We start from the raw sequence: 3,878 nt of genomic DNA, 5'->3' as shown, positions 1-3,878 counted from the left end.
GGAATCGGGCAAAGAAAAGGGCTTGACCGAGGAAACCGATGGCGATCCAGACCGACGGCCGAAACATAACTCCACCTCTTCTATCGGCTGACGGGGGACCCATCGGTGTTGCATCCAGAGCACGCCGAGGAGATCCACTACGCCCCGGCCCAGCCGGTTGCGAACGTTGTATTTAGGCTTGCCGTGGAGGCGAGGCCGGTGCCTCACGGGTACCTGTGCCAGCTGGCCCCCTTCCATGCGCACCAGTGCCGGCAGGAAACGGTGCATACCGTTGAACGCCGGCAGGCGAGCGACGGTCTTCCGGCGCATCACCTTGAGGGCGCAGCCGGTATCGAGGGCGCCGTCGCCGAGTATACGTCCGCGCACCGCGTTGGCCACCCGCGAGGAGAGCCGCCGCAGCCAGTTGTCGTGGCGGGTGGTGCGCACGCCGATGACCATGTCCAGGTCCTCCAGGGCCGCCAACATGCGCGGGATATCCGCCGGATCGTTCTGCAGGTCGGCGTCCAGCGTCACCACCACCTCGCCTCGAGCGGCCTCGAAAGCATGGGCCAGGGCGCCGGATTGCCCCACTCGCCGGGTCAGGGCCAGGACGCGGATCCGAGGGTCGCCCATGGCGAGTTGGCGCAGCACCGTGAGGCTTCCGTCGGTGCTGGCGTCGTCGACGTAAAGCACTTCGTAATCCTGGCCGCTGGCGGCCAGGGCGTGATCGATTTCCTGCGTCAGGACGCGCAGATTGTCTTCTTCGTTGTGGACGGGAATGGTGATGGAGACCAATTCGATCTTCATACGGCGGCCTCCCGGGGGGTAGGTCTTGGTTGCGCGAGCAGCATGGGAACCTCGGAAACGGTTTGCCGGAACTGAAGTTGGCTGAGACCGGAGGAAACCTCCATCGACGAACCGTGGCCCGACTCACCACGCCTCGTCTCATCATAATTTAGCCCAGGCGTATGAACGAGAGGTGAACGAGCCCGGACAAGGATGAGCGATGCGGCGACGAGCCGCAAGGGGAGCCGGTCCCCCACCCCGTATCGACGGCAAGAGGGCACTAGAAAAGCCCCGCGGCGGCCCGATGGATACCGGACCTTCGCGGGGCTGGTAGGCCTCGGCGAAGACGTCACCGACTACGCCGAGGATGGGGTTGGATCGGGGCTAGTTGCAGATCTCCCAGGCACCGCCGAACTTGCCGACGAGGGCGAAGCTGGGATCATCCCTCCAATCGCCCTCGAAGACGCCGACGGTATTGCCGGTGCCGAACTCGAAGACCTTGGAGCCGAACTTGCCCTGGTTGGGGCCGGTCGTGCTCCAATCGCCGAGGACGTAATAGTCCGGCTCCGGCGCCACGCCGTCGTAGATGATGCCGGTGATCACACCCTTGCCGGGAGCGGTGGGCAGGATCGAGCCGACGATCTTGTAGAGAGCGGTGCTGCTGTTGATGTAGAGGCCGCCGGAGAAATGCCCCAGCTGAATGCCGGTGGGCTGATTCCACTTGCCCCAGGTACGACCCCGGTCGCACAGAACGCAGGCGGTGGTGTCGAAGGCGGTGCAGGTGTTGTCACACCCCAGAGTGCCGCCGTCGAAGCCCAAGGACACGCAGGTCTGCCCGTTGAGGTCGGTGCCGTCACACAGCTCCACTCCCTCGCGCAGGTTGTTGCCACAGGTCTGCAGGAACATCCAGCCGATATCCGCCGCCTGAGCCGGGCTCAGGTCCAGGTCCGAAGTGAGACCGGGAGTGCTGAACGGCTCCATCAGCAGATCCGGGCTGGCCAGGGTGTCCCAATGGGAGATGGACGAACCCGGAGCCACCGGATCGGCGGCGTAGAGCTGCACCATACCGGCGCTGTTGGCCCCGGCGAGGCGGGTCGGGTCGACCCCCAAATTGGCGGTGACGGTGCCGCCGCCGAGGGCGGTCTTGATGTCGTTGCCGAGATCGAGGGTGATGCGCGCCGCCGGAATCGTCGTGGTGCCGGCACCACCCAATCCCACCGGCGGGCAGCCGGCCACATTGTCGGCGATGATCGCCGCCGTGGCTCCCGCCGCCTCGGCGTTCTGTACCTTGACGGTGAAGGCGCAGCTGCCGCGGTCGATGAGGGCGATATTGCCGGCGGTGAAGCCCACCAGGGGCTCACAGCCGTCGGTGACGGTGCTGGTGGCGTCGTCCACCAGCTCCACCGAGCCGGTGACACCGGGGGTGCTGATGGGCGGCCCGAAGCTCGCCGTACCCACCCGGTAGGCGCCGGCGATGGAGTTGGGAGCCTGGACGTCGAGGATGGGAGTCCCCTGGTCGAGGACGAAGGGCGCGAAGGTGTTGACGTTGGCGCCGTCCCACACCACCGCGTCGCAGCTGATGGCGGAAGCCTGACGCTGAGCGTCGGTCATCTGATCCCAGTACAGCCCGAGGTTGGTGTCCAGGGTGAAGTGGGTGTAGACATCCGGGAAGCCCGCCAGCAGAGCGCCGGTGGTCTCGTCGACGAAGTTGGCGAAGCCCAGCCCGTGGTTGAGCTCGTGCAACACCACCGCCTTGAAGTCGATGTCCGTCCCCTCATTGTGGTCCAGGCCGTAGTACCAGTTGGTGCCGGCCAGGCAGTTGGGGTTGTTGTCGATATCGCTGTTGAAGAAGGCCTGGATGTCGTCAGCGCCGGTGCCCGGAGCACCGGGAATCAGATCGACGCCGGCGAGCTTGTTGGCCAGAGCGATGTGGTACCAGGTCCCCGCTAGCGGGGCGCCGGGGAAGTCCCGGGCCACCTGGATGGTGCCGGCGGCGCCGAGGGTGGCGGAGCCGGCGGTGCAGAAGAGCGGGTCGATGCTCGCCTGGATGCGAATCTCCACCGCGCTGTCGAGGGTCGCGGCCCAAACGTCGGCGGCATCCTGGAAGGCGATGAGCCGCTGCTGGCCGATGGTGGTGCCGGGATTGCCACCCACCGGGGTCGCCGGCGTCGGGTCGTTGAAGCCCTCGCCGGGGCCGTCGACGTTGACGATGGTGATGGTGGCGGCGCCGGCGGTGCCGGCGGTGAGCAGAAGCAGCAGAGCGGCGGTGCAGGCGAAGAGCTTACCTCTCATTGCGCACCTCCTGCCGGGCGGCTTCCAGTTCGTCCGCGTCGCCGGTGAGGACCGTCTCCGCCTGCTGCGGAGCGTCGACACAGGATCCGTGGACCGTCCCCGCAGCGTCGACGGTCACTACCGACGCGCTGAGAAAGCGGCCCTGCAAATCGACGGTCACGGTAGTACCCGCCCGCTGGACCTCTTCGAGGCCTTCAGAGCGTCGGTCCAGGCCCGCGTCGGCCCGCTGGAAGCGTGTCATTTCCTGGGCCGTGGGAGCTCGCAGCTCGCCGGTCTCGGCATCCCGAACCACCCGCATGGCCTGCACCACCCGCACCGTCGGGGCGGTGTCCGAGGGCTCCGCCTGAATCACCGAAACCCGAGGATGGTCCGGGGTCTCTGCCTGAGTAGCTTCTTCGTTCCCGGCCTGGGCGCTACCGGCCCAGAGGGTCACCACCGCCAGCAGGGCCAGAGCCCAGAGGCCGCGGTACAGGTCTCCTTGCCGTCTCTCCAATCGATTCAAAATCCACCTCCTGAGAAGGGTTGTGGGATGAACTCGCGAGCTCGAAGCCCTGGAATCGGGCTACACGAGAGCGAGCCATGGGATAGCAAATACATATTTGCCGTATTCACGATGGAAGTGCAGAGAGATGCCAGAAGTGAGACACCGTTCCCAAATTCGTCACTCCGTCGCCCAATATCTGTCTCGGCATTCCACATACCGCACGAACGCCCGCAGCCCTGGCTTCTCCTTGACATCCCGCTGCAAGTTGGTAAACCTCCCCCTTGTCCCCGTCCGGTTACCCCCGGCCCGGGGGGGCGGGGGGGGCGCCCCCGCCCCC

The 3,878-nt window shown here is 66.3% G+C and carries 3 protein-coding genes; all 3 read right to left on the bottom strand.

The window, feature by feature from the left end; translation table 11 throughout:
- On the bottom strand, positions 1 to 786 hold a 786-nt coding region (locus SX243_25525; protein MDY7096350.1), incomplete at its 3' end, for a glycosyltransferase family 2 protein.
- A gap of 363 nt (positions 787 to 1,149) precedes the next feature.
- The gene (locus SX243_25520) at positions 1,150 to 3,057 is read right to left on the bottom strand and encodes a PA domain-containing protein (protein ID MDY7096349.1); all 1,908 of its coding nucleotides are present in this window, start codon (positions 3,055 to 3,057) and stop codon (positions 1,150 to 1,152) included.
- On the bottom strand, positions 3,047 to 3,559 hold the full coding sequence (locus SX243_25515; GenBank protein MDY7096348.1) for a hypothetical protein: 513 nt from the start codon (positions 3,557 to 3,559) through the stop codon (positions 3,047 to 3,049). Before SX243_25515 ends, SX243_25520 begins: the two co-directional genes overlap by 11 nt.
- Between the last annotated feature and the right edge of the window lie 319 nt (positions 3,560 to 3,878).

This window comes from Acidobacteriota bacterium (assembly GCA_034211275.1).
Classification (GTDB): domain Bacteria; phylum Acidobacteriota; class Thermoanaerobaculia; order Multivoradales; family JAHZIX01; genus JAGQSE01.
The sequence above is the reverse complement of the archived record's forward strand: the minus strand, read 5'-3'. Positions and strand labels throughout refer to the sequence as shown.